General features: G+C 56.7%; 1 pseudogene. It reads left to right on the top strand.

What is annotated here, in order from left to right:
- Positions 1-87: 87 nt before the first annotated feature.
- Positions 88-552, top strand: a pseudogene (locus A0U87_RS03550) (spermidine synthase); the annotation flags it as partial.

A 552-nucleotide genomic window follows, 5' to 3' on the forward strand; every position in this document is an offset into this window, starting at 1 on the left:
CAAAAGGCAGGCATGGTTCGGTGTCACCGCGTAATCGACGCCACTTCGGTTTACGGCGCGCTTGATCCAGAACGCGACAGGAATTCCATGAACTATAGCGGAACGCGCATTGCGCGGTCGTCGCCCCCTGCCTCCAATGACGCCTGGAATGGCAGAGGCGCATCCCCAGAAAGGAAAGGAGTACAGGAAAACGGGGCAGGATCGGACAAAAGCCTCCCGATAATTACGGTCGATATTGCCGATATTCCGGGCGGTGGCCAGCTTCACCTCCTCCAGTGTGGGACAGAGTTCTCGATCCAGTTTGGCGATGATGAGTTGATGGGCAGTCGAGATCATGAATCCGAGAAGGCTCTCGCAAGGCTGACCCAAGAGCGTCTTGTTCAGCGCGATGGCAATATTTTGATTGGCGGCCTCGGCATGGGCTTCACCCTTGGGGCTGCGCTCGACGCCTGGTCACAAAGCGCGACCATCACGGTTGCCGAGCTCGTGCCCAAAATCATAAGCTGGGCTAACGGACCTCTGATGCACTTGTTCGGTACCAATCTGACAGAT

The sequence above is a fragment of the Sphingobium sp. MP9-4 genome, from assembly GCF_005281675.1.
GTDB lineage: Bacteria > Pseudomonadota > Alphaproteobacteria > Sphingomonadales > Sphingomonadaceae > Sphingobium > Sphingobium yanoikuyae.